At 64.1% G+C, this 26,052-nt stretch carries 23 protein-coding genes; 3 read left to right on the top strand and 20 right to left on the bottom strand.

From position 1 onward, the window contains the following. Positions 1-6 precede the first annotated feature (6 nt). From hisS to trmJ, 9 genes are all read right to left on the bottom strand, one after another. Positions 7-1,281: a histidine--tRNA ligase gene (gene hisS, locus RLO07_RS05445; protein ID WP_462291116.1), complete on the bottom strand. Its 1,275-nt coding sequence runs from the start codon at positions 1,279-1,281 to the stop codon at positions 7-9. A 24-nt stretch (positions 1,282-1,305) separates the two neighbouring features. Beyond that, positions 1,306-2,436, bottom strand: coding sequence for a flavodoxin-dependent (E)-4-hydroxy-3-methylbut-2-enyl-diphosphate synthase (ispG, locus tag RLO07_RS05440; protein ID WP_462291115.1), 1,131 nt, complete (start codon positions 2,434-2,436; stop codon positions 1,306-1,308). Positions 2,437-2,439: 3 nt separating this feature from the next. Next, positions 2,440-2,871, bottom strand: coding sequence for a helix-turn-helix domain-containing protein (locus RLO07_RS05435; protein ID WP_462291114.1), 432 nt, complete (start codon positions 2,869-2,871; stop codon positions 2,440-2,442). After that, positions 2,861-3,655 carry a type IV pilus biogenesis/stability protein PilW gene (gene pilW / locus RLO07_RS05430; RefSeq protein ID WP_462291113.1) on the bottom strand — a complete coding sequence of 265 codons (795 nt, stop codon included), beginning with the start codon at positions 3,653-3,655 and terminating at the stop codon, positions 2,861-2,863. Before pilW ends, RLO07_RS05435 begins: the two co-directional genes overlap by 11 nt. Continuing rightward, a complete protein-coding gene (gene rlmN / locus RLO07_RS05425; RefSeq protein WP_462291112.1) occupies positions 3,652-4,800 on the bottom strand; it encodes a dual-specificity RNA methyltransferase RlmN in 1,149 nt (382 codons plus the stop codon). Before rlmN ends, pilW begins: the two co-directional genes overlap by 4 nt. Before the next feature lie 16 nt (positions 4,801-4,816). Then, positions 4,817-5,245 carry a nucleoside-diphosphate kinase gene (gene ndk / locus RLO07_RS05420; protein ID WP_462291111.1) on the bottom strand — a complete coding sequence of 143 codons (429 nt, stop codon included), beginning with the start codon at positions 5,243-5,245 and terminating at the stop codon, positions 4,817-4,819. A gap of 95 nt (positions 5,246-5,340) precedes the next feature. Next, positions 5,341-6,495, bottom strand: coding sequence for an IscS subfamily cysteine desulfurase (locus RLO07_RS05415; RefSeq protein WP_462291110.1), 1,155 nt, complete (start codon positions 6,493-6,495; stop codon positions 5,341-5,343). Between the two features lie 28 nt (positions 6,496-6,523). Beyond that, on the bottom strand, positions 6,524-7,003 hold the full coding sequence (gene iscR / locus RLO07_RS05410) for a Fe-S cluster assembly transcriptional regulator IscR (RefSeq protein WP_462291109.1): 480 nt from the start codon (positions 7,001-7,003) through the stop codon (positions 6,524-6,526). A 113-nt stretch (positions 7,004-7,116) separates the two neighbouring features. Continuing rightward, positions 7,117-7,881 (bottom strand): tRNA (cytosine(32)/uridine(32)-2'-O)-methyltransferase TrmJ, encoded by a 765-nt coding sequence (gene trmJ / locus RLO07_RS05405; RefSeq protein WP_462291108.1) that lies wholly within the window; start codon positions 7,879-7,881, stop codon positions 7,117-7,119. A 124-nt stretch (positions 7,882-8,005) separates the two neighbouring features. On the opposite strand from trmJ, the gene RLO07_RS05400 reads away from it, so the two are divergent. Further along, positions 8,006-8,803 (top strand): inositol monophosphatase family protein, encoded by a 798-nt coding sequence (locus RLO07_RS05400; RefSeq protein WP_462291107.1) that lies wholly within the window; start codon positions 8,006-8,008, stop codon positions 8,801-8,803. Between the two features lie 488 nt (positions 8,804-9,291). On the opposite strand, the gene secF is transcribed toward RLO07_RS05400, so the two are convergent. The 4 genes from secF to RLO07_RS05380 all read right to left on the bottom strand — a co-directional run bounded on the left by secF (position 9,292) and on the right by RLO07_RS05380 (position 17,420). Further along, positions 9,292-10,206, bottom strand: coding sequence for a protein translocase subunit SecF (gene secF, locus RLO07_RS05395; RefSeq protein ID WP_462291106.1), 915 nt, complete (start codon positions 10,204-10,206; stop codon positions 9,292-9,294). Continuing rightward, the gene (gene secD / locus RLO07_RS05390) at positions 10,203-12,086 is read right to left on the bottom strand and encodes a protein translocase subunit SecD (RefSeq protein WP_462291105.1); all 1,884 of its coding nucleotides are present in this window, start codon (positions 12,084-12,086) and stop codon (positions 10,203-10,205) included. The genes secF and secD overlap by 4 nt, the downstream gene beginning before the upstream one ends. A gap of 130 nt (positions 12,087-12,216) precedes the next feature. After that, positions 12,217-16,116, bottom strand: a complete 3,900-nt coding sequence (purL, locus tag RLO07_RS05385) for a phosphoribosylformylglycinamidine synthase (protein WP_462291104.1) — start codon at positions 16,114-16,116, stop codon at positions 12,217-12,219. 116 nt (positions 16,117-16,232) lie between these two features. After that, positions 16,233-17,420 (bottom strand): flavin-dependent monooxygenase, encoded by a 1,188-nt coding sequence (locus tag RLO07_RS05380; RefSeq protein ID WP_462291103.1) that lies wholly within the window; start codon positions 17,418-17,420, stop codon positions 16,233-16,235. Between the two features lie 174 nt (positions 17,421-17,594). Between RLO07_RS05380 and mltF the strand changes: the two genes are divergently transcribed. Continuing rightward, complete coding sequence (mltF, locus tag RLO07_RS05375) at positions 17,595-19,022, top strand: membrane-bound lytic murein transglycosylase MltF (protein ID WP_462291102.1); 1,428 nt, start codon at positions 17,595-17,597, stop codon at positions 19,020-19,022. Here the strand turns inward: mltF and tadA are convergent. Continuing rightward, positions 19,017-19,469 carry a tRNA adenosine(34) deaminase TadA gene (tadA, locus tag RLO07_RS05370; protein ID WP_462291101.1) on the bottom strand — a complete coding sequence of 151 codons (453 nt, stop codon included), beginning with the start codon at positions 19,467-19,469 and terminating at the stop codon, positions 19,017-19,019. The two genes, mltF and tadA, sit on opposite strands and share 6 nt — an antisense overlap. 288 nt (positions 19,470-19,757) lie before the next feature. On the opposite strand from tadA, the gene RLO07_RS05365 reads away from it, so the two are divergent. Continuing rightward, positions 19,758-21,386, top strand: a complete 1,629-nt coding sequence (locus RLO07_RS05365; RefSeq protein WP_462291100.1) for a flavin-containing monooxygenase — start codon at positions 19,758-19,760, stop codon at positions 21,384-21,386. Between the two features lie 78 nt (positions 21,387-21,464). On the opposite strand, the gene RLO07_RS05360 is transcribed toward RLO07_RS05365, so the two are convergent. From RLO07_RS05360 to RLO07_RS05335, 6 genes are all read right to left on the bottom strand, one after another. Next, the gene (locus tag RLO07_RS05360) at positions 21,465-21,965 is read right to left on the bottom strand and encodes a hypothetical protein (protein WP_462291099.1); all 501 of its coding nucleotides are present in this window, start codon (positions 21,963-21,965) and stop codon (positions 21,465-21,467) included. A gap of 12 nt (positions 21,966-21,977) precedes the next feature. Beyond that, a complete protein-coding gene (locus RLO07_RS05355) occupies positions 21,978-23,618 on the bottom strand; it encodes an FMN-binding glutamate synthase family protein (RefSeq protein WP_462291098.1) in 1,641 nt (546 codons plus the stop codon). Positions 23,619-23,635: 17 nt separating this feature from the next. Beyond that, positions 23,636-24,277, bottom strand: a complete 642-nt coding sequence (locus tag RLO07_RS05350) for a methyltransferase (protein ID WP_462291097.1) — start codon at positions 24,275-24,277, stop codon at positions 23,636-23,638. A 69-nt stretch (positions 24,278-24,346) separates the two neighbouring features. Further along, positions 24,347-25,441: a DUF2855 family protein gene (locus tag RLO07_RS05345; RefSeq protein ID WP_462291096.1), complete on the bottom strand. Its 1,095-nt coding sequence runs from the start codon at positions 25,439-25,441 to the stop codon at positions 24,347-24,349. Continuing rightward, positions 25,438-25,764: a putative signal transducing protein gene (locus RLO07_RS05340; protein WP_462291095.1), complete on the bottom strand. Its 327-nt coding sequence runs from the start codon at positions 25,762-25,764 to the stop codon at positions 25,438-25,440. The genes RLO07_RS05345 and RLO07_RS05340 overlap by 4 nt, the downstream gene beginning before the upstream one ends. A 37-nt stretch (positions 25,765-25,801) precedes the next feature. Continuing rightward, positions 25,802-26,011: a dodecin gene (locus RLO07_RS05335; RefSeq protein ID WP_462291094.1), complete on the bottom strand. Its 210-nt coding sequence runs from the start codon at positions 26,009-26,011 to the stop codon at positions 25,802-25,804. Positions 26,012-26,052 lie beyond the last annotated feature (41 nt).

Raw genomic sequence — 26,052 nt, 5'->3', positions numbered from 1 at the left:
TTCCTGTTAAGGCAATGAATGGCTGGCCAGGTAGCTGGCAAGATCCGCTACCGCCATGGATTCCTGGGGTCCCTGCTCGCGCAGCGACTTGACGGTCACGGTGCCGGCAGCGACCTCGTCTTCACCCCAGATCAGGGCCCAGCGGGCCCCGCTCTTGTCGGCTTTCTTCAGCTGGCTGCGAAAACTGCCGCCGCCCACATGCTGGACGATACGGAGCGCCGGCAGGGCATCGCGCAGGGACTCCAGCGCGGCAAAGGCCGCCACTTCCGCCGCGGCACCGGCGCTGACCGCATAGATGTCTGCAGCTGCGGCCGCGGGCGGTGCGACCGCCAACGCCTCCAGCAGCAGCACCAGGCGCTCCTTGCCGAGGGCAAAACCGACGCCCGGGGTCGGCTTGCCACCGAGCTGCTGCACCAGCCCGTCGTAGCGGCCCCCGGCACAGACAGTGCCCTGGGCGCCCAGTCGATCCGTCACCCACTCAAACACGGTCTTGTTGTAATAGTCCAGCCCGCGCACCAGCTGCGGATTGACCACATAGGGGACCGACGCCGCCTGCAGAAGTTCACACAGCCTGGCAAAATCCGCCCGCGATTCAGCATCCAGGTAATCCGTCAGCAGCGGTGCAGCCGCCAGTATTTCCCGGGTACCCGGATGCTTGCTGTCCAGAATCCGCAGCGGGTTGCCCTGCAGCCGGCGCTGGCTGTCCTCGTCCAGGGCCTCGCGGTGACCGGCGAGATAGTCCACCAGGGCGGTGCGATAGGCCTGGCGGGCAGCGCTGCTGCCGATGGAATTGATCTGCAACTGCACATGGTCGGCCACGCCCAGCACCCGCCACAGGCGCGCCGTCAGCAGGATCAGCTCGGCGTCGATATCCGGGGTGGCGATACCAAAAGCTTCCGCACCCACCTGCTGAAACTGGCGCTGGCGGCCCTTCTGCGGGCGCTCGTAGCGGAACATGGGACCGCTGTACCAGAGCCGCTGGGGCGTGCCCAGCAGGCCGTTCTGGATCACCGCACGGACACAGCCCGCAGTACCCTCCGGGCGCAGGGTCAGGCTCTCGCCATTGCGGTCGTCGAAGCTGTACATCTCCTTCTCGACGATGTCCGTGACCTCGCCGATGGAACGCCGGAACAGGGCCGTCTGTTCGACAATGGGCAGGCGAATCTCGCCATAGCCGTAGCTGCCCAGCAGCGCGGCGATCGTGGACTCCAGATACTGCCAGACAGTACTGTCTTCCGGAAGAATGTCGTTCATTCCCCGGATGGCGCGAATGCTAGTCACCTGCTCTCCTGCGGTGTCATGGGCTCAGGCCGGCGACCGGGCGATCAGCCTGGCATCCTCGGCGGCCCGCTCCTGTTCCAGCTGCAGCGCGCGCTGGCGGATCACCTGCTCCAGGTGGTCGACAAAGTCCTGGTTGCTGACTTTGTGGTCTGGCTCGCCGTTGATGTAAATGAGGTTACTGGGGCTGGCGCCGGTGAGGCCCACATCGGCCTCCCGCGCCTCCCCGGGGCCGTTGACGATGCAGCCGATGACGGCGACGTCCATCGGCGTGCGAATATCCTCCAGCCGCTGCTCCAGCACGTTCATGGTCGCAATGACGTCAAAGTTTTGACGGGAGCAACTGGGGCAGGCAATGAAGTTGATGCCATTGGCTCGCAGCTTCAGACTCTTGAGGATTTCGAAGCCGACCTTTACTTCCTCGACCGGGTCCGCCGCCAGCGAAATGCGGATGGTATCGCCGATACCATCCATCAACAGCATGCCCAGACCCACCGCCGATTTCACAGTGCCGCCGCGCAAGCCGCCGGCCTCGGTGATACCGAGATGCAGTGGCTGCTCGATCTGTTGTGCCAGCAGACGGTATGCCGCTACCGCCATGAATACATCGGAGGCTTTGACACTGACCTTGAAATCCGGGTAGTTGAAGCGGTCGAGTATGTCCACGTGACGCAGCGCGGATTCCACCAGTGCTTCCGCGGTGGGTTCGCCGTACTTGCGCTGCAGGTCCTTGCCCAGGGAGCCGGCGTTGACGCCGATGCGAATGGGTATGCCCTTGTCCCTGGCGCAGTCGATCACGGCGCGCACTTTCCTGTCATTGCCGATATTGCCGGGATTGATACGCAGGCAGTCGACACCGTATTCCGCCACCTTGAGCGCGATCTTGTGGTCGAAGTGGATATCCGCCACCAGCGGTACCGTGACCCGGGCGCGGATCTCGCGGAAGGCTTCCGCCGCGTCCATGCTCGGCACCGAGATGCGGACGATGTCGGCGCCAGCGTCCTGGATGGCCTGGACCTGGGCCACCGTGGCCGCCACATCACAGGTCTCGGTGTTGGTCATGCTCTGCACGCTGATCGGGGCATCGCCGCCCACGGCAACGGACCCGACCATGATCTGGCGGCTGCGACGGCGATTAATGGGGGATGGCTTGTGCATGACTCAACCTCCGTACATCGGGCCGGTGCCCGCCTGCCCGGTTTGTGCCCACCACAGCCCCAGCACCAGCAGCGCCAGTACGCCCAGGCCCAGCAGGATGCCGAGTCCGGTGCTCTGCAGGGGCAACGGACGCGGGCTGCGCGTTCGGGTGGACGGTTTTGCCACGACTGGCGCAACCTCATCATACCCGGCCAGAACGATGGTCTCGTCGAGACCCAGCATGCGGGCGTACGCGCGCAGGTAGCCGCGAGCGAAGGCCGGGCGCCGCAGGCGATCAAACTCGTCCCGCTCAATCAGTGCCACATACTCCGGCAGCCAGTGCAGGCGCCGGGATACGTCCAGGGGGGATAGCCCGCGGGCCTCCCGGGCTGCCTGCAGCATCGCACCCGGTGAAACCCGGGCGGGCGCATCGTCAAATATTTCCTTACTGCCCATCGCGTTGCATCCGCTGGTACTCCCGGAACTCCGGGGATTCGGGGTAGAGACTGCCCAGCGCCAGTGCGTAGCTGCTTTCGGCATCGCGATCATTCAGCACTCTGGCCAGCCGAATCCCGAGCCAGAGCGCGCGAGCGGACTGGGGCCTGACCGCGGTACGGTAGGTCCCGTAGTGCCGGCTGGCGGTAGTGTAGTCGCCCGCGTCAAAGCGCAGCTGGGCCAGCTCCAGCAGGGCGATGGTATTGGCGCGGTCCATCGACAGCGCGCGGCTGAAAGCCTCCTCTGCCGCCGCCGGCTTGTCCAGTTGCTGGCGGCACAGGCCCAGGTTTACAAACGCCATCGGCCGCCCGGTATACAGCGTATCCTTGACCACCAGCTCCAGCTCTTCCTCGGCATCGGCGTAGCGTTGCTCCGCATACAGAAACGCCGCGTAGTTGTTGCGCGCGCGGGAGAAATCGCGGTCCAGCCGGAGCGCCTTCTGGAAGCTCTCCTCTGCCAGCTCCTTCTCGCCGGTGCTCTGGTAGACCAGGGCGAATGCCTCGTGCACTTCGGCATTGCGGTCGTCGATCGCCACTGCCTGGGCCAGATTGCGCTTGGCGTTATCCCAATCGCGCTGGCCGATATACTGCCGCGCCAGCGCGACCCGGCGCTCCAGGGCTTCCTGCGGTGCCGGCGGCGTGGTGAACACGCTGTCGGTGGTGGTCACACAGCCAGTACACAGTACCACCAGTGTCAGCAGGAGCCTGCGTCCCTGCCTGCTGAAACTCCCAGCTGCAATAGTCACCCTGCTTCTACCTCCGGGGCCTGGCCCGCTGCGCGATAGCGTTCACTGCGACGCGTGCGGTCGACCACCTGGCCCACCAGTTGCCCACAGGCCGCGTCGATGTCGTCCCCACGGGTAGTGCGGACGGTGACAATATAGCCCGCATCCACCAGCACTTGCCAGAACCGTGACACCGCGTTGCCGCTGGGACGGCGATACTCCGAACCGGGGAAACTGTTGAACGGGATGAGGTTGATCTTGCAGGGGAAATCCCGCAGCAGCTGGGCCAGCTCGCGGGCCTGGTCAGGCTGGTCGTTGACCCCGGCCATGAGGGTGTACTCCACCGTGACTACGCGCTTGCTGTCGGTCTGGGCATCTATGTACTGGCGCGCGCTGCGCAGCAGTTCGGCAATCGGATACTTGCGATTGATCGGCACCAGCTGGCTGCGCAGGGCGTCATTGGGCGCATGCAGCGATATCGCCAGCGATACCTCACTGAGTTCCGCCAGCCGGTCCAGCGCCGGCACCACCCCGGAAGTGCTCAGGGTGACCCGCCGCTTGGAGATGCCGTAGCCCAGATCGGACAGCATCAGGTCCATGGCCGCGACCACATTGTCGAAATTCATCAGCGGCTCGCCCATGCCCATCATCACCACGTTGGTGACGACCCGGCCCTTGCCGGACTGAAAAGCGTCGTAGGACTTGATCGCCAGCCACACCTGGCCGACGATTTCAGCCGCTGTCAGGTCACGCATGAAACCCTGCTTGCCAGTGGAGCAAAAACTGCAGTCAAGGCTGCAGCCCACCTGCGAAGACACGCAGAGCGTGGCGCGACCACCCTCGGGAATCAGCACCGCCTCCACCAGTCCGCCGCCCTCCACCCGCACCGCCCATTTGCGGGTGCCGTCGGTGGAGTCGTGCTGGCTGACAATTTCCGGCGGCCGCACTTCGGCGATCTGCAGCAGCTTTTCCCGCAATGCCTTGCCCAGGTTGGACATGGCGCCAATATCGGTGACCCCGCCGTGGTGTATCCACTTCATCACCTGCTGGGCACGGAACTTTTTCTCCCCCAGGTCGAGGAAGAACTGTTCCAGCTGCGGCTGCGTCATGCCCAGGAGATTGACCCTGGGCTGCGCAACCGTGGTGGCGATGAGCGTGGCGGTCATGGCGGGGTCCGCTCTCTCAGCCGCGGCCGCAGATGTCGCTGGCAGCGAAGAAGTAGGCGATTTCGCGCTCGGCGGAAGCCGGCGAGTCGGAACCGTGCACGGCATTGGCGTCGATCGACTCGGCGAAGTCGGCGCGGATCGTGCCCGGGTCGGCGTCCTTCGGGTTGGTCGCACCCATCAGCTCGCGATTTTTCGCAATGGCGTTCTCACCTTCCAGCACCTGCACCACCACCGGACCGGAGGTCATGAACTCGATCAGTGCGGGGAAAAAGGGGCGCTCCCGATGCTCGGCATAGAAACCGCCGGCCAGCTCCTCGCTCAGGCGCAGCATCCTCGCCGCAACCACTTGCAGGCCGGCGCCCTCGAAGCGCGAGTAAATCTGGCCGATGACGTTCTTGGCAACGGCATCCGGCTTGATAATGGACAGGGTACGCTCAACAGCCATCAAACTATCTCCACAGAAAACAAAAAAATCAGGGGCCTCTGGCCCCCGGGTAAAAGCCGCGCAATTATACGGGCTTTAGTGTCGGGTTTCATCCGCTAAACGCGCTGGCGCAGACCGCCTATGACCGCATCGAGGTGGGCCACGGCGCGATCGACGTCCTGCTCCGTGGTAAAACGGCCACAACACATGCGCAGGGCACTGTGAGCCAGGGCGTCGGGTACTCCGATTGCCCGCAGGACATGGGACGGCTCAATGCTCTCGGAGTTGCAGGCAGAGCCACTGGAGAGGGCCAATTCGCGCAGCGACAGCAGCAGGGTCTCGCCGTCCACGCCTTCGACACTGACGTTTAGGGCACCCGGCAGGCGCGCCTCCGGATGGCCGTTCAGGCGCAACCCGGAGATCCCCGCCATGCCCTGCCAGAGGCGCTGACGCAGGGCCAGCAGGCGGGCACTCTCGGCGACCATCTCTTCCCGGGCCAGCCGCGCCGCCTCGCCCATGCCCACGATCTGGTGGGTCGCGAGGGTGCCGGAGCGCATGCCGCGCTCGTGACCGCCACCGTGGATCTGCGCTTCCAGCTGCACCCGTGGCTGGCGCCGCACATAGAGCGCACCAATGCCCTTGGGACCGTAGAATTTGTGCGCGGAAATGGACAACAGGTCCACCGGCAACTGCGCCAGGTCGACCGGGATCTTGCCCACGCTCTGGGCCGCATCCACGTGGAACAGGGCACCGGCTTCGCGGACCACCGCGCCAATGGCGGCGATATCGTTGACGGTGCCCAGCTCATTGTTCACATGCATCACGCTCACCAGCAGGGTATCGGGTCGCAGCGCCGCGGCCACGCTGGCCGCCGAGACCAGGCCATCGCGTTCCGGCTCCAGCCAGCTGACCTCCCAGCCGCGCTGCTGCAGCCAGGCACAGGTGTCCAGCACCGCCTTGTGCTCAATCTTCGAGGTGATGATGTGGCGACCCCGATCGCTGTAGAAACCGGCAGCGCCCTTGAGCGCCAGGTTGTCGGCCTCGGTGGCACCAGAGGTCCACACGATCTCCCTCGGGTCGGCATTGATCAGGTCCGCCAGTTCCCGCCGCGCCTGCTCCACCGCCTGTTCAGCGCGCCAGCCATAGATATGGGAACGGGATGCGGGATTGCCGAAGTTCCCGTCCAGGGTCAGGCATTCCGCCATCGCGGCCGCCACCCGCGGGTCAACCGGCGTGGAAGCAAGGTAATCGAGGTAAACAGGCTTCTGCATGAGTCAGGGGCCGGCCACGGCCGGACAATCAGAGTTCCCGCAGGGCAACCAGGCCATCCTGGTTGTTGCGCGAACGGGCGTCCTGGCGAGAGGACACATGGCGAACTTCCCGCCGCTCCACCAGGGTGGCCAGGCTAATCTGGCTGAGAAAACCGTGGATCTGGTCACTGAGGTCCTGCCACAAATGGTGGGTCAGGCACACTTCTCCCTGCTGGCAGTCCGCCTTGCCGCCGCAACCCGTCGCGTCTACCGCCTCGTCGACCGCGTCGATGATCTGGGCCACAAAAATGGCATCATGACTGCGCCCCAGCCGATAGCCGCCGCCAGGACCGCGCACGCTGCTCACTAGCTGCCGACGCCGCAGGCGGGCAAACAACTGCTCCAGGTAGGACAGGGAAATGTCCTGCCGACTGGAAATCTCCGCGAGACTCACAGGACCCTCGCCGCCGTGCAGGGCCAGATCCAGCATCGCGGTGACAGCATAGCGTCCCTTGGTGGTCAGCCGCATGGCAGTACCCGTTTGCGTAAAAGGGCAGTATGCAATAACCAACCAAATTGATCAACTATGTTTGGGGACGCCCAGTCCGGGACGCGCAGTCGGGGGCGCCCAGCCCGGAAACACTAGTCCGTGGAGTCCCCCGGCGCAGGCGGCAAGAATTTCTGCGTCTCGGTGAGGATCCCGCGCAGGATGTTGAGCTCCATCTCATCGAGGCGCACGCGCCCGTAGAGGCGCCGCAAGCGGGCCATCAGTTGCCGCGGCGCCGCGGGATCGAGAAAACCAATGCCCACCAGGGTCTCCTCCAGGTGCTGGTAGAACCGCTCCATGCTCTCCGTGGTACTGAAAGGGGCATCCCACTGATCCTCGGCCTGTGCCGGCAGGGCACCCCCCAGCAGACCCCCCAGCAGCAGCATCCGCAACTCGTAGCAAACAATCTGCACCGCCATGGCCAGGTTGAGGGAGCTGTAGGATGGGTCCGAGGGGATATGCAGGTGCAGGTTGCAGCGCTGCAGCTCGTCGTTGGTGAGCCCCCGGTCCTCGCGCCCGAACAGCAGCGCGACCTGCTCCCGGCCTGAGCGGCGCGCCATTTCCTCCGCGCAGCGACGCGGATCCAGCAGCGGCCAGGGGATGCGCCGCTCGCGCGCACTGGTACCCACCACATACTGGCAATCGGCAATGGCTTCGTCGAGGGTGGCGCAGACTGTCGCTCCCTGCAGCAGGTCGATTGCACCCGCGGCGCGCCAGTCGGCCTGCTCATCCGGGAATTGCCGCGGCGCCACCAGAACCAGGCGCGACAGGCCCATGTTTTTCATCGCCCTGGCGACACCCCCGATGTTGCCCGGGTGGCTGGTATTGACCAGAACAATACGAATATTGTCGAGATTCATGCCCGGTTCTTGCGCCTGCCGCGCCCTCAGCAAAAGCCGGCAAGTGTAGCAGATTGCCGGTATGATCGGAGCCGGTTGTCCTGTTATAATCCGGCGCCCGAAAACGCCTTCCCAGGACACCGTTATGGAACCGATGGTCAACATCGCACTGCGCGCCGCGCGCAAGGCCGGCGAGCAGATTGTCCGCGCCTCCGATGAGCTCGACCGCATCGACGTGCAGGAGAAGAACGTCAACGACTTCGTCTCCGATGTCGATCGCAACGCCGAGCGCGAGATCATCTATCACCTGCGCAAGGCCTTCCCCGAGCACGCCATCCTGGGCGAGGAGACCGGTCTCAGCGGTGACGAAAACGCCGACTACCGCTGGGTCATCGACCCCCTCGACGGCACCACCAACTTCCTTCGCGGCATCCCCCACTACGCTGTCTCCATCGCCTGCCTGTACAAGGGCAAGCTGGAGCACGGCGTGATTGTCGACCCGGTACGGCGCGAGGAATTTACCGCTTCCCGCGGTCGCGGTGCCCAACTCAACGGCCGCCGCATCCGGGTCAGCAGCCGCAGCAGCCTCGACGGCGCCCTGCTCGGCACCGGCATCCCCTTCAAGGACCACTGCGACGACCGCCTGGCGCCCTACAGCAAGACCATCGAGATCCTCGCCGGCCAGTGCGCCGGCATCCGCCGCGCCGGCGCCGCCTCCCTGGACCTGGCCTACGTGGCCGCCGGCCGCCTCGACGCGTTCTGGGAAATCGGCCTGGCACCCTGGGACATGGCCGCGGGCGCGCTGCTGGTAAAAGAGGCCGGAGGCCTGGTGTCCGACATCAATGCGTCGGACAATTACATGACTTCCGGCAATATCGTCTGCGGCAACCCGAAGTGCTTCAAGGCCGTGCTGCAGGTCACCAAGCCGCTGCTGGGGAACTAGATTCTTCGCGTGAATCCGGCCTTCAGCGTCCGCGGGAGCGGAACAGGACACGCTGATTTACACCACGAAGCTGGTCGCCTGAATCCGGTCTTCAGCGTTGGCGGGGGGCGATCAGGACACGCCGTGAATACATCCATGTAGGCTCGTATCGCGCGTCCATGCGCTCAACGGTCCTGCTCCCCCCCCGCCAACGCTGAAGACCTACCTTCGGAGCCAACTGGACGTCTGCACGCGTCGCCGCGATAGCATATACACCAACGCGGGCAAAGCGGCGGGTAACGTGCTCGAAGTTGCCGGCACCACGAGCGGCGTGGGGCCGGCCACTGCCAGTCAGGACTCTTGGCGACATGGATGTCGCCACCAAGCCCCCATGGATGGGTTTACGGCGTGTCCTGACTGGCAGTGGGCGGACCCGCGCCGCGCCCTGCTACGAAGCTCCTGTTGCCTGAAGACGTAAATTCGGGAGCAGAGTCGAGACTGGGGGGCCGCTACGGCATCAGGTCTTCCTGCTCGGCGCCTTCCTTGACCGGCAGCATCAGGTCTTCCTTGCTCACGCCCATCAGCACCAGCGCATTCGCTGCCACGTAAATGGAGGAGTAGGTCCCGACCACCACGCCCACCAGCAGGGCGTTGGCGAAGCCGTTGATCATTTCGCCGCCAAACAGGGCCAGGCAAACCAGCACCAGCATGGTGGTGAAGGAGGTGACCAGGGTGCGGCCCAGGGTTTCGGAGAGGGAGATGTTGATGACCTCGATCGGGTCGGCCTTGCGCAGTTTGCGGAAGTTCTCGCGGATGCGGTCGGAGACGACGATGGTGTCGTTGAGGGAGTAGCCGATCACCGCCAGCAGGGCGGCGAGCACGGTGAGGTCGAATTCGAGGCCGATGAACGAGAAGAAGCCCAGGGTGATGACGACGTCGTGAATGAGGGCGGCGACGGCGCCGACGGCAAACTTGAACTGGAAGCGGAAGCCGATGTACAGCATCACCATGCCCAGCGCCATCAGCATGGCCAGACCGCCCTGCTCGCGCAGCTCGTCCCCCACCTGCGGCCCCACGAACTCGATCCTGCGCAGCTCGACGACACCGTCGAAGTTGTCCTCCAGCAGGCGCACCAGCGCCGTGCCCTCGGTGTCGGCGTGGCCCTGGGGCAGGCGGATCATGACATCGCGGTCGCTGCCGAAACTGACCACAATCGCGCCCGCATAGTCGCTCGCATTGAGCAGATCGCGGATTTCGCTCAGGTTCGCCGACTCGCTGTAGTTGACCTCCACCAGGGTGCCGCCGGTAAAGTCCAGCCCCCAGTTGAGCTGGCGGGTGGCCAGGGACCCGATGGCAATGACCAGTAGAATCGCGGACAGAGCGAGCGCCAGCTTGCGCTGACCCATGAAGTTGATGGTTCTCATGATGTTTTCACTCCCCCGATGGACAGGGTTCTCACCTTGCGCCCGCCGTAGATCAGATTGACCAGGGCGCGGGTGCCGATAATGGCGGTAAACATGGAGGTCACGATGCCCACCGACAGGGTGACGGCAAAGCCCTTGACCGGGCCGGTACCCACGGCATAGAGGATCACCGCGACGATAAGGGTGGTGATGTTGGCGTCGAGGATGGTCGACAGGGCCGCATCATAGCCAGAGTGAATTGCCATCTGCGGTGTGCGCCCGCCCTGTAGCTCCTCCCGTATTCGGGAGAAAATCAGCACATTGGCATCCACCGCCATGCCCACCGTCAGCACAATGCCGGCAATACCGGGCAAGGTCAGGGTTGCCCCGATCAGGGACATGAACGCCACCAGCAACACCAGGTTGGCCGTCAATGCCACCACCGCGATAATGCCGAACACGCGGTAGTAGAGGATCATGAAGATCACTACCAGAGCGAGACCGAACTGCACGGACTTCACCCCCAGGCGGATATTCTCGGCGCCCAGGGACGGACCCACGGTGCGCTCTTCGACGAAGGAAATGGGCGCCGCCAGGGCGCCGGCGCGCAGCATCAGAGCCAGTTCGGAGGCTTCCAGCGGGCTGTCGAGGCCGGTGATCTGGAACTGGGCGCCCAGGGCGGACTGTATCACCGGGGCCGTAAGCAGCCTGCGTTCGTCATAGGGTATCTGCACCGCCTTTTCCGTGCCGTCCTCCTGCATCTCGTAGCGTGTGCGGTACTTGCGCTCAATGAACAGTACGCCCATCCGCCGCTTGACATTGTTGCGGGTAGCCCGCGACATCAGGGTGCCGCCTTCGCCGTCGAGGCTGATCTGCACGTTGGGACGACCGTTCTCGTCGAAACTGGCCTGGGCATTGGAGACCCGCTCGCCAGTGATGATGATGTCCCGCTCCAGCCATTCGAAAGCGCCGGCGCGGTCCTCACTGCGATACTCGAAACGCTGCTTTTCTGCTTCCGGCGCGTCCATGTTGGCGACCAGACGGAACTCCAGGTTGGCCACGGTGCCGAGGATACGCTTGGCCTCCGCAGTGTCCTGGATGCCCGGCAGCTCTACCACGATACGGTTCTGGCCCTGACGCTGGACCAGCGGCTCCGACACACCCAGCTCGTTGACCCGGTTGCGCAGCGTAGTCAGGTTCTGGGTCACCGCATAGTTGGCGATTTCGGAACGCATCTGGTCGGTCATGGCCGCGGTCAGGGTCCAGGCATTGCCGCTACCGCCGCGCTCAAGGGTCAGCTCCGGATGATTGTCCGCGACCAGGGAGCGGGCCTGTTCGCGATCGGCCTCGGTGCGCAGCCGGGCAACGACTCCGCCTCCGGCGCCGGCGTCAACGATGCCGCGGATACGCTCCTCGCGCAGGGCGCGGCGAATGGCGGTGACATAGTACTCCTGGCGCCGCTCCATGGCCGCCTCGATATCCACCTCCAGCTTGAAATGGACGCCACCGCTCAGGTCCAGGCCCAGCTTCATCGGCTGGCCGCCGAGGCTGCTGAGCCAGTCGGGTGTGGTCGGCGCCAGGTTGAGCGCCACGATAAAGCCGTCGCCCAGGGCGCGCTGCACCCGGGCCTGGGCCACCAGCTGTTGCTCAACATCCTGCAAACGCACCAGCGCATTGCGCCCGTTCGGGTCGATCAGCTCGCCGAAGTGCTCGATACCGGCCTCCGCCAGGGCGTCGGTTGCCCGCGCCAGAGTGCGCTCGTCGATGATCTGGGCGCTGCTCTCGCCGGTAATCTGCAGCGCCGGATCCGGTGCATACAGGTTGGGCGAGGCGTACAGCAGGCCGATGGCCAAGACCATCAGCACCAGCACATATTTCCACAATGGATACTTGTTCAGCATAGTTTTGCTCTGCCAGGAGACCGGGCCTCGGCAGCCAGACCCGAGGTCAAGGGGCTGCCGGGAACGAAAAGTCCGTCATTATAAAGAATAAGGGGGGGGTCACAAGTGGGGCTTGTCCAGGGGGAAGACATCAGCCCACCCAGCGGCGGGCGTTGCGGAACAGGCGCAGCCAGGGACCGTCCTCACCCCACTCCGCCGGCGCCCAGGAGTGTTGCACCGTGCGATACACACGCTCCGGATGCGGCATCATGATGGTGGCGCGGCCGTCCAGGCTGCTGAGCCCCGCGATACCGGCTGGCGAGCCGTTGGGGTTGGCGGGGTAACGCTCGGCTACCGAGAGGTCGTTTTCAAGGTAGCGCAGGGCCACACTGCCGCCGGCCTCGCAGGCCTCCCGGGAGCCGGCGGCAGCAAACTCTGCCCGCCCCTCGCCGTGGGCCACGGCGATCGGCAGGTGGGAGCCGGCCATGTTGGCGAGCAGGATGGACGGGCTCTGCTCGATCCGGACCAGCGCCAGGCGGGCCTCGAACTGCTCGGAGCGGTTGCGTACAAAACGCGGCCAATGCTGCGCGCCCGGTATCAGCTCGCGCAGGGTGGAAACCATCTGGCAGCCGTTGCACACGCCCAGGGTAAAGCTGTCCTCGCGGGCAAAGAAGGTGCTGAACTGGTCACGCAGGGCCGGGTTGAAGAGAATGCTCTTGGCCCAGCCTTCGCCGGCTCCCAGTACGTCTCCGTAGGAAAAGCCGCCGCAGGCCACCAGGCCGCTGAATTCCGCCAGCGAGCGGTTGCCGGCGTGCAGGTCGCTCATGTGCACATCCACCGCGGTAAAACCGGCGCGGTGGAAGGCCGCCGCCATTTCCACATGGCCGTTTACGCCCTGCTCCCGCAACACGGCGACCCACGGCCGCGCGCCGGTGGCGATATAGGGCGCGGCGACATCCTCCCGCGGATCAAAACCGAGATGCGCCGACAGACCGGGATCTTCCGCCTGGACGCGCTGATATTCCTCGGCGGCACAGTCGGGGTTGTCCCGCAGGGCCGCGATCTCGTAGCTGGTGCGGGCCCACAGTTCCTGCAGGCGGCCGCGGCTATCCCGCAACAGCGAGGTACCCGCCACGCCTATGGTCACATCGTCACCTGCCACGGCGCGACCCAGCGGGTGCAGACAGGCTGCCAGCCCCAGCTCTTCTGCGCGGCTGCGCAGCATTGGCACATCGGCCGCAGCGACCTGCAGCACCGCACCGGCCTCCTCGGCAAACAGCTGCTGCAGGGGCGTACCGGCGACGGCCGCCAGGTCCAGTTGCAGGCCGCAGCGGCCGGCGAAGGCCATTTCCAGCAGGGTTACCAGCAAACCACCGTCGGAGCGGTCATGGTAGGCCAGCAGCGCGCCCGCCTGCAGCAGTTCCTGCACCAGCGTGAAGAATGCCACCAGGTCGCCGGGATCCTCTATGTCGGGAACGCTGTCGCCCACCTGGCCACAGACCTGCGCCAGGGCCGAGCCGCCGAGGCGACCGGCGCCGCGACCGAGATCCAGCAGCCACAGTTCGGCGTCCGCGTGTAACTGCAGCTGTGGGGTGACTGCCAGCCGCGCATCCGTCACCGGGGCAAAGGCCGAGACCACCAGCGACACCGGTGCCGTCACCGCCCGCTGTACGCCCTGCTCGCGCCAGGTGGTGCGCATGGACATGGAATCCTTGCCCACGGGAATGGTGATCCCCAGGGCCGGACAGAATTCCATCCCCACCGCGCGTACCGTATCGAACAGCACTTCGTCCTCGCGGCCGTGGCCTGCGGCACACATCCAGTTGGCAGACAGCTTGATGTCCTGCAGGGCCGCAATGGGCGCGGCGCAGATGTTGGTAATCGCCTCGGCCACCGCCATGCGCCCGGAGGCGGGCCCGCTGACCAGCGCCAGCGGGCTGCGCTCGCCCATCGCCATGGCCTCGCCGGCATGGCTGTCGTAGGACACGGTGGTCACGGCGCAATCGGCCACCGGCACCTGCCAGGGGCCCACCATCTGGTCGCGGGCCACCATGCCGGTTACCGTGCGGTCGCCGATGGTAATCAGGAATTGCTTGCTGGCCACCGCCGGCAGCTGCAGCACTCGCTCAATGGCGTCGAGCAGCGGCAGCTCCAGTGTCAGCGGCGGCAGGCTGTGCGGCACACGGCGTAGGTCGCGCTGCATTTTCGGCGGCTTGCCGAACAGGATGGACATCGGCAGGTCTACCGGGGCATTGCCGAAATGACTGTCCGCCAGGGTCAGGTGCTGTTCCGCCGTGGCTTCCCCCACCACCGCATAGGGGCAGCGCTCGCGGGCGCAGATGGCCTCGAAACGGGCCAGGTCCTCCGGCTCCACCGCCAGCACATAGCGCTCCTGGGACTCGTTGCACCAGATGGCCAGCGGCGCCATGCCAGGTTCGTCGTTGGGGACATCGCGCAGGGCAAAGCGACCGCCGCGACCGCCGTCCTTCACCAGCTCCGGCAACGCATTGGAGAGGCCACCGGCACCGACGTCGTGGATAAAGGCGACCGGGTTGCGGGGCCCCAGCTGCCAGCAGCGGTCGATGACCTCCTGGCAGCGGCGCTCCATCTCCGGATTCTGGCGCTGCACCGAGGCGAAGTCCAGGTCCTCGGCGCTGGCGCCGCTGGCCATGGAAGACGCCGCGCCGCCGCCGAGACCAATCAACATCGCCGGACCACCGAGTACAATCAGCTTTGCGCCGGGAGCGAACTCCCCCTTCTCGACATGTTCCTCGCGAATATTGCCGTAGCCGCCGGCGATCATGATCGGCTTGTGGTAGCCGCGGCGCTCACTGCCGGCGGTGCCCGGGACATCCAGCTCGAAACTGCGAAAGTAGCCGCACAGGTTGGGGCGACCGAATTCGTTGTTGAAGGCAGCGCCGCCGATCGGTCCCTCGAGCATGATCTCCAGCGCCGACACGATGCGCGCCGGCTTGCCGTAGTCGGATTCCCAGGGCTGCACATAGCCCGGGATCTGCAGGTTGGACACGGAAAACCCGGTAAGGCCGACCTTGGGCTTGGAGCCGCGCCCGACCGCGCCCTCGTCGCGGATTTCACCGCCGGCGCCAGTGCCGGCTCCCGGAAACGGCGCAATGGCCGTGGGATGGTTGTGGGTCTCGACCTTCATCAGCAAGTGGATGGGTTCCTGGGTAAAGCCGTACTCGGCGCTCTCCGGGTCGGGAAAGAAGCGGCCGGCATGATGGCCGGCGACTACCGCCGCATTGTCGGAGTAGGCAGAGAGGACATTGTCGCCGCCGCGCTCGTGGGTATTGCGTATCATGCCAAACAGGGACTTGTCCTGGGCGATGCCGTCAATGGTCCAGCTGGCGTTGAAGATCTTGTGCCGGCAATGCTCCGAGTTGGCCTGGGCAAACATCATCAACTCGACATCGTTGGGATTGCGGCCGAGGCCGGTAAAGGCCTGCACCAGGTAGTCGACCTCGTCCTCGGCCAGCGCCAGGCCCAGGCTGGCGTCGGCCGCCACCAGAGCCTCGCGGCCGCCGCCGAGGATATCCACCGTGGCCATCGGCGCGGGCTCCTGCACCCGGAACAGGGCGCTGGCGGCCTCCAAGGAGGACAGCACGGACTCGGTCATGCGATCGTGCAGGGCGGCAGCCACCTGGCCGCGTGCGGCTTCGGGCAAGTCGGCGGGCAAGTGCAGATACCAGGCGGTACCCCGCTCCAGGCGCTGCACTTCCCGCAGGCCGCAGTTGCGGGCGATGTCGGTGGCCTTGCTGGACCAGGGGGAGATGGTGCCCGGGCGCGGCACCACCAGCAGCAACTCGGCAGCCGCCGTGCTCACATCGAACTGGCCGGCCCCGGTGGCGGGACCGTAGTGCAGCAGTTGCCGCAGCAGTGCCTGGCGCTCTTCGCCAGGAATCTCATCGGTCTGGGCAAAGTGCACGAATTCACAGTGCAGAATGCGGATGGCGGGGTCGATAGCGGAGAGTTTCTGTGCCAGCTTGTCCCGCCGGAACGGGGACAGGGCCGGGGCACCGCGCAAAATCAGCATGCAGGGACGAGCTCCAGGAGAGGTCTTCTGAAAGCGCGCTATTGTACGGGATAGCGCCGCCGCCGGTAACCGGCAATCGCGGGCAAATTCACCCGGCAGAGACGCCCCGCGATGAACTACACGAAAAAGTCCTTGCTCTCGTTGCCCAGCAGCACCGAGCCGAGGTTGCGGGCAAACGCCGTGGGGTTGTTGGCCACGTGGGCCCGGCCCGTGTGAATATCCAGAAACCGCTGCTGGATCTCGCTGCCCAGGAATACCGAGCCACCGCCAGCGGAGGAAAACAGGCTGTCGACCACCGCCATGCAGCGCTCGATCACCAGCGATGCCTGGTAGCGGTACTTGATCCGCTCCAGCACCGGTACCTCCTCGCCCGCGGTGACCTGGGTCATCATGCGGTCGAAATTGCGAAACAGGATCGCCTCCATCTCGTCGATACTGGTGATGGCGGCCGCAATCCGCTCCTGGGTCGCGGTATCACCCGCGAGCTTGGTCAGATCACCGCTGGCCTTGCCCACCACCAGCTGGCGGTACAGATCCAGGGCGTCCCTGGCAGCCCCGATCGCCGGGGTGGATACCACGCGCACAAACAGCTGCGCCCAGGGCAGGCGGTACAGGGGCGCGCTGTCGGCGGTGACGCCGGGATTGGTGCCGAGGAAGCCGTCCTCGGCCTTGTGGGTGCGATAGTCGGGGACAAAGGCATCGTCGACCACGATGTCATTGGAGCCGGTACCCTGCAGGCCCATGGCATGCCAGGTATCGACGATTTCATAATCACCGCGCGGCACCAGGAAACTGCGGAAGCCGCCATCCGGGCAAATGGCACCCAGGAATACCCAGGTACAGTGGTCCGAGCCCGAACTCCAGCCCCAGCGTCCACTGAGACGGAAGCCCCCCTCCACCTCCGTCACCTTGCCCAGCGGCGCATAGGAAGACGAGATACGGGTGTGAATGTCCTTGCCCCACACATCCTGCTGCGCGCGCTCATCCATCAACGCGAGCTGGAAGGCGTGCACGGCAACGATGCCGGACGCCCAGGCAGTGGACATGCAATTTTCGGCGATGGCCAGGTGCATGCGGAAAAAATCCTGCGGGTCAACCTCGTGACCGCCCCAGCGTCGAGGCTGCAGGGCGAGGAAAAATCCGGCCTCCTGCAGGGCATCGATGTTTTCCTGCGGCACCCTGCGGAGCTTGCGCGCTTCGGCAGCATTGCGGCGGAACAGGTCGCCCAGCGCCAGCACCCGGTCGTAGATATCCTGGGCGCGCAGGGGGGGACGATGGGTAAGCGGCGTCACGGGCAAGGTCATGGGCTGGACTCCTGATTAATGATAATCAGCATAGACTACCCGGTACTTGCTGTGGCCATATACCCTGAATGAGTGATGGATGGGGCTTATTGCCTCTACTGCGTGGCCTTGTCCAGTTGTTGTAGAGCTTCAACCGGGCTGTTCGGGATTCGGGAGCGGCGGTAGAATGACCCCATGATGACGATCCGCTCCCTGATCAGCGCGCTGGTGCTGGCAGCGCTTTGCGGCTGCTCCCAATCCGACCGCTTGCAGCAGGTGCTGGCCGACGGAGAGCTCACCGTGGTCAGCCGCAACAGCCCCACCACCTACTACCTCGACAAGGACGGCGCCGCAGGCTTCGAGCATGACCTGGCGCAGTTGCTGGCCGAAGAACTGGGCGTCAACCTGCGAATGGAGACCGCCTACTCGCTGGATGGGATATTCCGGCGCCTGCAGCGGGAGGAAGCGGACGTGGCTGCGGCGGGGCTCACCCTGACCGATGATCGCAGCCAACGGTTCAGCCATTCCATCGCCTACGCCACCATGGTGCCCCGGGTGGTCTACCGGACCGGCAATCGTCGTCCCGATGGGCTCGATGACCTCGGCGAGCTGCAGCTGGTGGTGCTGGCCGGCAGCAGCCACGAACAGACGCTGAAGGTCATGGCGGAGGAGGACAGGCCGGAGCTGCGCTGGGAGGCCGTGCAAGGAGCCGATACCATGGAGTTGCTGGAGAGGGTGGACAATGGCAGCGCCGACCTGGCGGTGATCGATTCCAGCGAGTTCCGCATGCAACAGAGCCTGTACCCGATGCTGGAAGTCGCCTTTGACCTGGGGCCCGAGCGCGAGATGGTCTGGTACCTGCCACCCGGACGCAAGTACCACAGCCTGCGGCGGCGCATGGACGGCTTTCTCACCCAACTGCAGGGCGACGGCCGCCTGGACCGCTTGCGGGAACAATATTTTGGCCATACCACGGTCCTGTCACGCATCGGCTCGCATACCTTTGCCCGCAATATCCGCAACAAACTGCCGGCCTATCGCGACCTGATCCGCCAGGTGGCCGATGAGTACCAGCTCGACTGGCACCTGCTGGCAGCCGTTTCGTACCAGGAATCCCACTGGGAACCGGAGGCAACATCACCGACCGGCGTGCGCGGCATGATGATGCTGACCCAGCTCACAGCGAAAGAGCTGGGGGTCAGGGATCGTCTCGACCCGCTGCAGTCCCTGCGGGGCGGAGCCCGCTATCTCAAGGATCTTCGACGCCGGCTGCCCCGGGACATCCACGAGCCCGACCGCACCTGGATGGCGCTCGCCGCCTACAATATCGGGCTCGCACACCTGGAGGATGCCCGGGTATTAACCGAACGCATGGGCGGTGACCCGCATCTCTGGAGCGACGTCATGGCGCACTTGCCCCTGCTGCAGAAGCGCGAGCACTATCGGACCACCCGCTACGGCTACGCTCGCGGCGGCGAGGCCATGCATTTCGTGCAGAACATCCGCCACTACTACAGCATCCTGCAATGGCAGGACATCCCCGCCAACCAGCCGGGGCAGCCATTGAATCCGGATGACTACCTGCCGCTGGCGCTGCGGGAGAAACGATTTCTGGCGCTATAGGCGACGAGCCCGGAAAAATGCCTGCAGGCGGGCACTGGATTCATCCGCCAGCACCCCTTCCTGCCAGCGCACCCGATGGTTGTACCAGGGCGACTCCAACAGGGCGCACTGACTGCACACCACCCCCGCCCTCGGCTCCCGGGCGGCAAAAACCAGCAGTTCGATGCGGGCATGCACCAGCGCACCGGCACACATGCTGCAGGGCTCCAGGGTGACGTAGAGCGTGGCGCCGGGCAAACGGTAGTTGCCCTGCCGACGAGCCGCATCACGCAGCGCCTCGATCTCGGCGTGCGCGGTGGGGTCATGGCTGCCGATGACGCAGTTCCAGCCCTCTCCCAGCAGCTGGCCGGCGCGCACCACCACAGCACCGACTGGCACCTCGCCCTCTGCAGCAGCGCGATCCGCGAGTAACAGCGCACGCTGCATCCAGTGGCTGTGGGTGTCCATTCCCGGTCTACCCCCCGTTCGATTCCAGGCCAGCGCAGGACAATAACCGACCAGCAACACCCAGACAATATAAGATCTTTGGACTCAAACACCCTACTTTTCTTGTGGAATAAACTTGCTTGTTTGCGCCTAGCAAGTATAGTATCTTCCCGCTCCGGGAACAGTTCTAAAATTGCTGCAGGCCTCTGCAGCAATCGAATACCATGAAACGTACAACAAGTCCGGTACCGGTACTTTTACCAGCCACGTTTGGACGGCGCCCGTACTAATAAGATGAGGAAGACTGTTATGACAACCCAAAAACCTGATTACGATGCCATCGTGATAGGCGCCGGCTTCGCCGGTCTGGCCCTGATCCACTATCTCCGCGATGCGGGATTGTCCGTTCGCGTGTTCGACAAGGCATCCGATGTCGGCGGTACCTGGACCTGGAACCGCTACCCGGGCGCGATGACGGACAGCGAGAGCTACTACTACTGCCTGACCTTTTCCAAGGAACTGTTGCAGGAGTGGTCCTGGACCCGGCGCTACCCCGACTGGAAAGAGACCCACAACTACTTCCGTTTTGTCGCCGACAGGTGTGACATGTGGCCGCACATCCAGCTGAACACGGAGATTGTCAGCGCCCAATACCAGCAGGACAGCGCCCACTGGCTGGTCACCACGGGCGACGGGGATACCTTCACCTGCAAGTACTTCATCAGTGGCATGGGCATGATCTCCGAACCCGTGATCCCGAAAATCAAGGGCATGGATACTTTCAAGGGTCCACTGTTCCATTCGGCACGCTGGCCGCAGGAAGGTCTCGACTATGCCGGCAAGCGCGTCGGCATCATTGGTGCCGGCGCCACCACCGTGCAGATGCTGCCAGTCATGGCCCAGACTGCCGAGAGCGTCACGGTATTCCACCGCACACCGAACTTCATCCTCCCCGCCATGCAGCGGCCGATGACGCCGGAGTGGGAAAAGGAGATCAAGGAACACTACGACGAGATCATAGCCAAGTGCCGTAACCACATGTTCGGTATGGCCTTTGATACCGCCGAGGGTCGCAAGGCCGTGGAGACCTCGCCGGAGGAGCGGCAGCGCATTTTCGAAGAGAAATGGACCGGCAGCTTCCGCTGGGTATTCGAGACCTTCGAAGACCTGCTCTCCAACCCCGAGGCAAACCGGATGGCCTCGCAGTTCATCATCGACAAGATGAAGGAGCGGATTGAGGACCCGGAAATCGCGGAGATCCTGGTGCCGAAAATCGAGGACTACCCGCTGTTCGCCAAGCGCCCGCCGCTGGATCACGGCTACCTCGAGGCTTACAGCCGCGATAACGTGCACCTGGTGGATATCAAGGACCGCGAGCCGATCGTCGAGATCACCGAAACCGGCGTGCGCACCACGGAAAACCACTACGAGTTCGACATCATCGTGCTGGCAACCGGCTTCAGCGCCTACACGGGCGCACTGGAGGCGTTCCCGATCCGCGGTGTCAGCGGCCAGACCCTGGCCGAGAAGTGGCAGGAACAATCCAAGTCGATCATGGGTGTCTGTGTGGCGGATTTCCCCAACATGTTCATCGTCACTGGCCCCCAGGCCCCCTTCGCCAACCTGCCCACATCTATTGAGCAGAACGTTATCTGGATTACCAACTGCATCAAGAAAATGGAAAGCGAAGGCTATGACGTGGTCAAACCGCGCCAGGATGCCGAGGACGAGTGGACCGCACATACCGCGGAGATTCACAGTCAGACGCTGATGGCCGAGGGTGACAAGGTGCACTCCTGGATGATGGGCGCCAACCTCGAAACCAAGGCACCGCGCGTGCTGATCTACTTCGGGGGGGCAAACGTCTACTACGACAGGATGGACGAGTCAGCCAACCAGGGTTATCCGGAGCTTGAGTTCGAGAAGCTCGCCAGCTAGCAACCGTTGTTCACATACTAGCAAACGCACAACAGGTTTGCGGGCAGGCTTGTTCCCCGGGGCAAGCCTGCACTTTTCTCAGTAGAGCTGCACAATACCCGATTCCCCGGTCATGTCCCCGATCACCCAGATCTGCTCGAAGGGGTGCGCCGGCGGCAGGGACACGCGGTGCAGGCACTGCTTCAGATCATCCGTGGACCACAGGGGATTGGCATTGCGAATCACCAGCCAGACCCGGTCGCTGTGGTAGGTCTTTCCGGACTTGCTGGCGAGCACCGCGTTGAGCGCGGTTAGCAGGCGATCGCCCACGGGCACCTGGATAAGCTGGTGCAGGGCTTCCAGCGTGCGGATATTGGCGGCGCGACCGAGAATCAGCTTGGCTTCCTCCTCACTGCCGTAGATGTGGGCGATCTCCAGATCCATGCGATCGCCGTCGAGATAACAGGAAACGTCGGGCTTGTTGGGCTCATTGTGCCAGATGTGACGCATGGGCAAACCACTGCGCTCTTCGTACAGGCGCATGAAAATCCGGGCCGCATCATGCTCCAGCTCGATCTTCTCCCTTGTGCTGTTGTTCACGCGGGGCTCTCGTCAAAGCGGTTGGTCGGCCCTGGCACGCGCGGGTGCGACAAAGCTGTCGGCGCGTGCGTGTTCCCAGAACAGATCGAACACGGCGTGGCCATGGCCTTCCGCACCGGGAGGCTGGAGCAACTGGCCCCGACGCAGGGCCGGATAAAGCTGTCCCAGGGCGCTCACCTGGGTTTGGGAAACACGGCGAATCACATGCTCCGGACCCAGCTTGTCGGGGTGTTCCACTCCCGCAGCCATCAGCAGGTCGCGCAGAGCCCTGAGGGTATTCTGCTGGAAGTTGCAGACCCGGGTGGCCTTGTCTTCAGGCACCAGACCACGTTGGCGGCCCGGATTCTGCGTGGCCACGCCGGTGGGGCAACGATCGGTATGGCAACTCCGCGACTGGATGCAGCCCAGGGCGAACATGAACCCGCGCGCGGCGTTGCACCAGTCCGCGCCGACCGCCAGGGTACGGGCGAGATCGAACGCGGAGATAATCTTGCCCGCGGCGGCGACACGCACACGATCGCGCAGATCCAGCCCCACCAGGGTATTGTGTACCAGCATCAGGCCCTCGCGCATGGGCACACCGACATGATCCGTGAACTCCAGCGGCGCGGCCCCGGTTCCCCCTTCGCCGCCATCGACGACAATAAAATCCGGCAGGATACCGGTCTCCTGCATGGCGCGGGCAATGGCAAACCACTCCCAGGGATGGCCGATGGCAAGCTTGAACCCTGTCGGCTTGCCGCCGGACAACTCGCGCAGTCGCGCCACGAACTGCAATAGTTCGATGGGCGTGGAGAACGCCGAGTGCGCCGCTGGTGAATGGCAATCCTCGCCCTCGGGTACGCCCCGAGTGCTGGCGATCTCGGCATTCACCTTGGGCCCCGGCAGCAGCCCTCCCTGCCCCGGCTTGGCGCCCTGGGACAGCTTCAGCTCGATCATTTTCACCTGGGGTTCGGAGGCGTTGGCGACAAAACGCTCCTCACTGAAGGACCCGTCCGCACCACGGCAACCGAAGTAACCGGTACCGATCTCCCAGACCAGATCACCACCGTGTTCGCGATGATAGGGTGAAATTCCGCCCTCCCCCGTGTCGTGGTAGAACCCGCCCCTGTGGGCACCGGCGTTGAGCGCACGAATTGCATTGGCGGACAGGGCACCAAAACTCATCGCGGAGATATTGAACACGCTGGCGCTGTAGGGCTGGGCAGGTCCCTCGCCCACGGTTACCCGGAAATCGTGATCGGCAATGTGCACCGGCTGCAGGGAGTGGTTGATCCACTCATAGTCGCTGCGGTAGACATTCTCCAGCGTGCCGAACGGGCGCTTGTCCAGATCCGATTTGGCGCGCTGGTAGACGATGGAGCGTTGGCGCCGGGAGAAAGGCAGCTCGTCGCTGTCGGATTCAATGAAGTACTGCCTGATCTCCGGCCGGATTCCCTCCAGCAAATAGCGGAAATGCCCGATCACCGGGTAGTTGCGCAGCACTGCACGCCGGGTCTGCAGGAGGTCGTATATACCCAGCCCGCAGAGCAGCACGCCCAGAGCCGCCAGCAGGGACCAGGCCGGGTGCAAGCTGGTCGCCCACAGGCCCAATACGGCCACCAACACCGCAGCCACCAGACCAAAATGACGGAATGCCGGAAAAAATCGCATCTGGGCTCCTGCTTTAGTCAGTCGATGAGCGTGAAATACGCGGTTTGGGTGGGTGGACCGAGCTCGGGGTCTTCATCGCCTATGCCACCCAGAACCGCACGGTAACCGTTGCGCCGGGCCACCCCGAACACCCACTGTGCAAATTTCGCCCGGTCCCACTCGAATTTGTGATCGGCCTCGCGAAATTCGCCGGGACGCAAGCCGAACAGCGGATTGTACTCCCGGTTGGGCGTTGTCAGGTAGATCACCCGTGGCCGCATTTGTCCAAATACACTCTGCTCCACCGCCGACAACAGGCCCGGTTTGACGTGTTCGATAGTCTCGACCATCGCGGCGACATCATAATCGCAGAGAGCAGGCTGGACTTCGCTGTAGGAGCCGTTGATCAGCGTCAGCTGCGGGAATGGTGCCTGCGGATGCTCCGCCAGCAGGTGCCGCGCCTTTGTCAGCGCGCGCGAACAGCTTTCCAGGCCTACGATTTTCTCAAACTGCTTCTCCACCGCCAGACGGTGCAACAACAGTCCCGAACCGCAACCAAGATCCAGAACCCGACGCGCGCCAGTGGCGCAAATGCGGCGGAGTACATGGTCGAGGCGGATTTCGTGCAGTACCGAAATGCCCTCCATCATGGAGGGGGCCGAGATCGAATAATCGCTCAACAACATTGCTCAAAAAAGCGGCGATTTTACCGGGGTGGGGAGGGAATTGCACCATCGGTAACCCCCGGCTCAGAGAGAAAGGATATTGCCGACCGCCGGATTGATACGGCCGGACAGCATGGCCGCATAGACCCTGGAGATCGCCTCCGGACCCTTGCCGTGTTCGATAGACAACCAGGCCGATGCCTCGGTGGCAAACGCTCGCCAGCTCTCGCCCAGCCTGGTGTCAAAGCCTTCCCTGCCCCACTCCTGCATGCGTTTTTGGGCCTGATCCGGTGCGAAGAACAGCCGCGGCCTGGCGCCGGGCAGCTCCGCGGGCGGCCGTGGTGCATCCCAGTGCGACAAACCCACCTGGGTACTCTCCACCAGCCTGTCGCCAAAATGCCGATGCACCACCGCGAGCACGTCACCATCACCAGCAAAGTCGACGACCAGGGTCGGTTGCGACGGATCCAGCGTGGCAATCCCGTCGTAGGGAAGGACCGCGTCGTAGCAACCGAGACTCTCAACGAATGCGCTGTTGGCCGGTGAGGTAAGACCGACCACCCTGGGGCCCTGTGGCCGGCGCTGCAAGAGGGCAAAGGCAAGCCCGAAACCGGTTTTCGACGAAGCGCTCAGCAGCAGGGCCTGGCTTGCACCGAAGAAATCATTGTCCGCCAGCCAGTCGTCGATCAGGAATGATGTCGTGTAAAGAGGGCTCAGAATCGGCCGCAGATCGTCAAGGACCGCTGCCGTGCCCCTGCCCGGTTGCAGCCGGCTATAGGTATTGTAAACCGGGTGCAGATCACGCCGCTGCCTGTACAGGTCAAGAAAGGATCCCGGGGTCACCGACTCAGGCTGCATGACCAGGTGCGATGACATCGGGAAATAGCCGTAGAGCCTCTCGCCGATGGCAATCTCTTCCGAGTGTGATCGCACCACGGACCCATAGCCCCAGACCGGAATTCTGCCCCAGCCGGCTTCGGCAGGGAAAAAAGACCAGTAGTTCAACAGGTCGCCGGCTACGGCATAGGTGATGTTGTTGGCGGTAAAGGCAAACTTCTCGACCTCGACCAGTATCTGGCCACGCTCGAGAGAGACCTCCGCCGGCGCGGAGCCACTGACCCATCGGGTCTGGGCCAGATCGCTGCGGTTGACGATAAAGTCCTGCGTGATCACGTTCATATGCCTTCCTTTCTACTACCTGGCTGATCATGCCCGCACTTCCAGCAGGTTTCGAAGGCAGGATCATTGTCCTCACCGCAATTGATGCATCGCCACGGCACCGCGTTCCTTGCGCTCAACGAGTTCTCGATCAACCGCGTCGCACGCTCGTAGTCGGCGTCGTTGACCACCCACAATTCCGGCCACACCTCAAACGGCGAAAGCTCTCCTGCTCCCCCTGCGGCGAACTCGTTGTTCAACACAACCTCAATCCCCGCCGCCTCGACGACATTCCTGACGTTGGCAACGATGAGCCTGTTTTCGTTCGAGTAAAGCAGCCGCAAAGACCGGCCTCCCGTGAAGCCGCGCCCCGAGCTACCGTTACTTGTCGTCCAGGCGGAAGCCGAGCTTGATCGCCACCTGGTAATGGCCAACCTTGCCGCTCTCTACATGGCCGCGTACCTGGTCTACCTGAAACCACTCTACATTGTTGACCGTGTCCGAGGCTCGCGCTATGGCCTGCTGGATGGCGTCCTCTATCGAACTGGGCGATGATCCGACAATGTCGATGACCTTGTACACATGACTCATGGGTAATCCTCCGTCTGTGAAAACGTCATCCGAACCCTAGC

The sequence above is a fragment of the Haliea sp. genome (assembly GCF_040221975.1).
Classification (GTDB): Bacteria; Pseudomonadota; Gammaproteobacteria; order Pseudomonadales; family Halieaceae; genus Haliea.
This window is presented reverse-complemented; position numbering and strand designations above follow the sequence as displayed.